This is a genomic window from Synechococcus sp. CCAP 1479/10 (assembly GCF_019038515.1).
Lineage (GTDB): Bacteria > Cyanobacteriota > Cyanobacteriia > PCC-6307 > Cyanobiaceae > Cyanobium.
Genome location: NZ_JAFKRJ010000057.1, coordinates 1 through 217 on the forward strand (window position 1 = coordinate 1; position 217 = coordinate 217).

1 rRNA gene is annotated in these 217 nt (G+C 54.8%); it reads right to left on the minus strand.

The annotated features are described in order from the left end of the window. Positions 1 to 10: 10 nt before the first annotated feature. A 5S ribosomal RNA gene (gene rrf, locus KUG39_RS16960) occupies positions 11 to 127 on the minus strand. Positions 128 to 217 lie beyond the last annotated feature (90 nt).

Below are 217 nucleotides of genomic sequence, written 5' to 3' on the forward strand. Positions count from 1 at the left end.
CAGAAGTTTTACCTGGCATCGAGCTATTTTCGCAGGGGGCTACCCCCCAACTATCGTCGCCGCTGCTGCGTTTCACAACCGAGTTCGAGATGGATCGGTGTGGTTCCACAGCGCCATGGACACCAGGATAGGTCCCCCCTCTCACCACATCAGTCGCCTGCGTGATGATCAAAGGGTTGAACCCTGAAAACTGCATAGGTTAGAGACAACACGTCAG